At 50.8% G+C, this 3,407-nt stretch carries 5 protein-coding genes; all 5 read right to left on the bottom strand.

The genetic code is table 11. From position 1 onward, the window contains the following. Window positions 1-152: 152 nt before the first annotated feature. Window positions 153-578, bottom strand: coding sequence for a transcription antitermination factor NusB (nusB, locus tag Q0628_RS08365; protein ID WP_298770024.1), 426 nt, complete (start codon window positions 576-578; stop codon window positions 153-155). A 30-nt stretch (window positions 579-608) separates the two neighbouring features. Further along, a complete protein-coding gene (gene ribH / locus Q0628_RS08360) occupies window positions 609-1,076 on the bottom strand; it encodes a 6,7-dimethyl-8-ribityllumazine synthase (RefSeq protein ID WP_298770020.1) in 468 nt (155 codons plus the stop codon). Beyond that, a complete protein-coding gene (locus Q0628_RS08355; protein WP_298770017.1) occupies window positions 1,069-2,319 on the bottom strand; it encodes a bifunctional 3,4-dihydroxy-2-butanone-4-phosphate synthase/GTP cyclohydrolase II in 1,251 nt (416 codons plus the stop codon). Before Q0628_RS08355 ends, ribH begins: the two co-directional genes overlap by 8 nt. Next, complete coding sequence (locus tag Q0628_RS08350; RefSeq protein ID WP_298770015.1) at window positions 2,306-2,905, bottom strand: riboflavin synthase; 600 nt, start codon at window positions 2,903-2,905, stop codon at window positions 2,306-2,308. Before Q0628_RS08350 ends, Q0628_RS08355 begins: the two co-directional genes overlap by 14 nt. Window positions 2,906-3,130: 225 nt before the next feature. Continuing rightward, window positions 3,131-3,407, bottom strand: a 277-nt coding sequence (gene rpsT / locus Q0628_RS08345) for a 30S ribosomal protein S20 (RefSeq protein ID WP_298770012.1), incomplete at its 5' end; no start/stop codon positions are given.

The raw sequence follows: 3,407 nt of genomic DNA, 5'->3' as shown, positions 1-3,407 counted from the left end.
CCAAGGTATTGGCACAGGCGACAAATTCACCGCAGTCCCAGAAGCTTACCGTAGGAGCCATAGTCAACATGTACACGACCAGTGCCACAAGTGCCGCTATGCCTGCGAAGATATGTTTCATCCATTTTTCTTTAATCATAAATTATTCCTTCCTACTTTTCCGTCACCACCATGCCGCGGGACTTCATAAAACCGGCAAGAATGCCGTTTACAAAATTTGAAGAAGAATCAGTGCTGAACTTGAACGCAATCTGCACCGCTTCGGAAAGAGCTACCTTCATCGGAATTTCCGGAATATAAGAGAGTTCCACCATGGCAATACGGAGTACAATGCGGTCGAGAGAGGCCATGCGGTCCAGTTCCCAGTGCACAGCGGCAGCCTTGATATTTTCGTCCAGTTCTTCGCGATGGGCCAGCACCAGGTCCACCAGTTTCATTCCATACTTTTTCTGTTCGGCATGAAGGGGCGCACTTTCGAGGATTCCCGGAAGAGCTTCTCCAACAGTCTGACCGGTAATTTCCATCGCATACAAGAGTTGCATGGCAAATACGCGTGCGGGTCTGTAACTAAGTTTCATAACAAGTAATCAGTGATTAATGGTTAGTGATTAGGACAGAGTCTTGTAAAGGTTTGCCATCTCGACAGCCGTTGCAGCCCAGTTTGCACCAAGGTTACCCGCCTTGAGACCGGCACGGTTCATCGCCTGGTCCACGGTATCAGTCGTAAGAATGCCGAGAATTACCGGAAGTTTACCTTCGGCGGCGATACTTGCAACTCCACCGGTAGAGGCGTTCACGACCACATCATAGTGACTCGTTTCACCACGGATAACAGCACCGATGGCCATCACGGCATCAAACTTGTTCGAGTCGGCAAGCTTGCGGCACACACCTGGGAGTTCGAAGGCGCCCGGAACATGCACGACGGTAATGTCCTTTTCAGCAACACCGAGCAATTCAAGCTGACGCACTGCCCCTTCCAGGAGCTTATCGGTCACCACCTCGTTAAAGCGAGCGACGGCGATGGCCATCTTGAGGCCTTTTCCATTCAGGGAATTCTTGATTTCATTAACCATTCGATTTATCCTCGTTCAAATTCTCTTCGGCCGTAGCAGCATCGATATGCAGCTGATGCCCCATCTTCTTCTGCTTGGTGAGCAAATAGAAAAGGTTATCCTTGTTCGGCTTGATTTCAATAGGAACTCGTTCCACAATTTTGAGACCATAGGCTGAAATGCCCGAAATCTTACTCGGATTGTTCGTCAAAAGACGCATTTCCTTAACGCCAAGATCAGCAAGAATCTGAGCGCCGGTACCATACTGGCGCAAATCAGACTTGAACCCGAGGTGCAGATTGGCCTCGACCGTGTCCAGGCCCTTTTCCTGCAGCTCATAGGCGCGCAGCTTATTGCAAAGTCCAATTCCGCGACCTTCCTGGCCACGCATGTACAGGAACACACCACCGTGTTCACCGATAAACTTCATGGCCGAGGCAAGCTGTTCACCGCAATCGCAACGGAGACTCCCAAAGATGTCGCCCGTCAGGCATTCGCTATGCACGCGCACGTAAACGGGCTTGCTAAAGTCCGGATCACCAGCAACCCACGCCACGTGTTCTACGCCATCGGTCTTGCTACGGTAAGCATAAGCCTTAAAATTGCCGTACTTAGTCGAAACATTCGGGGCGGCAACGCGCTGCACCAATTTTTCGTTCTTCAGGCGATAATCAATCAGGTCATGAATCGAAATAATCTTGAGACCGAACTTCTTGGCCACTTCCTCGAGCTGGGGCATGCGGGCCATGGTGCCGTCTTCGTTCATGATTTCGATGAGGGCGGCAGCGGGCCTAAGTCCGGCAAGTTTCGCAAGGTCGACGGCAGCTTCGGTATGGCCGGCGCGGCGCAAAACGCCTTCTTCCTGCGCGTACAGGGGCGAAATATGCCCCGGACGGCCAAAATCGCTCGGCTTGGAGGCAGGGTCCGAAAGTGCAAGAATCGTCGCCGCACGGTCGTGGGCGGAAACACCCGTGGTGCAGCCTTCAATCTTATCGACCATCACGGTAAAGGGGGTTCCCAAAATCGACGTATTCTCGGCAGTCTGCCTCGTGAGGTTGAGTTCATGACAGCGCTTGATCGGAAGCGGGCAGCAGAGCACCCCCCTTCCCTCGTGAAGCATGAAGTTCACCTTCTCAGGCGTAATCTTCTCGGCAGCAATGACAAAGTCACCTTCGTTCTCGCGGTCCTCATCGTCGACCACGATTAAAAACTTGCCGTTCTTAAAATCCTCTATGGCCTCTTCAATCGTACTAAGCAAGGTCACGTTCCTTTAGATAATTTTCAATATACTTTCCGAGCATATCGACTTCAACATTCACAATCGTTCCCGCCACCCAGTTACGCAGGTTGGTGCGGGCCAAGGTTTCTGGAATAATGCACACGCGAATAGAATCCTCAAACTTTTCTGCAACCGTAAGGCTAATTCCGTTTAGGGAAATAGATCCGCGGCGGATGACATAGCGCTTCAAGTCCTTCGGAAGACGAAGATCCACCTCGACGCCGGTTTCGCGAGGTTCTACCTGAATCACTTCGGTAATGCAGTCGACATGCCCCATCACGAAATGGCCTCCCATAAAGGAGTCGGCCCGGCAAGGAAGTTCCAAATTCACAAGCTTACCCACGGCAGCCTGCTTGAAGGCAGTATTTTCAACAGTCTGATGCATCAGACAGAACACAGCCTCATCATCGGTACAACTTTCAATAGAAAGACACACTCCATCGTTAGCGACGCTGTCGCCCAACTTGCAATTTTTAAAGAACCCGGGCGACCTGAGATGCATCGAAAGTGCATCGCCACGCTTCTCAATCGAGACAATCTCGCCCGTAGCTTGAATAATACCTGTAAACATACGATATCTAATTTAGAAAAAAAACAACATTCCCTTTTGGGAATAATGCCTAAAATCAAAAAAAAGCCCCTTTCCAAATGAAGGACAAACTAACGGAAACCATTTGTTCGGGCAAAACGAAGTCCGTCCATCCACAGAAAAGATCCATATAAAACACGAATAAACCGACACGGACACGTATCGGCTTATTCAAAAGAGCCTTACAGTAACGCTAGTTAATGCGAATTAGGCGAGGCCGTTCACGACCTTAGCGGCCTTGGCCTTGTAGTTAGCGACGCGATTGGCGCAGAAACCGGCACGACCCTTGGCAGCAGCCTTATCGAGCATGCTGAACAGAGCCGGCATGGCCTTGAGGGCTTCTTCCTTGGTGGTTGCGCTACGGACGGCCTTGAGGGCGGTACGAATAGCGGAACGAGTCGAACGGTTCATGGCATTGGCCTTTTCGGCCTGAAGCAGACGCTTTTTGCAAGATTTGTGTTGAGGCACCTTATTATCTCCGGGT

This window comes from uncultured Fibrobacter sp., from assembly GCF_937877005.1.
GTDB lineage: Bacteria > Fibrobacterota > Fibrobacteria > Fibrobacterales > Fibrobacteraceae > Fibrobacter.
Note: the sequence above shows the minus strand (reverse complement) of the source record. Positions and strands in the feature narration are given on the sequence as shown.

Excerpts from the sequence above, each read along its gene's own strand:
- Q0628_RS08350 (WP_298770015.1), bottom strand. The coding sequence starts at position 2,905 with ATGTTTACAGGTATTATTCAAGCTACGGGCGAGATTGTCTCGATTGAG.
- nusB (WP_298770024.1), bottom strand. The coding sequence starts at position 578 with ATGAAACTTAGTTACAGACCCGCACGCGTATTTGCCATGCAACTCTTG.
- ribH (WP_298770020.1), bottom strand. The coding sequence starts at position 1,076 with ATGGTTAATGAAATCAAGAATTCCCTGAATGGAAAAGGCCTCAAGATG.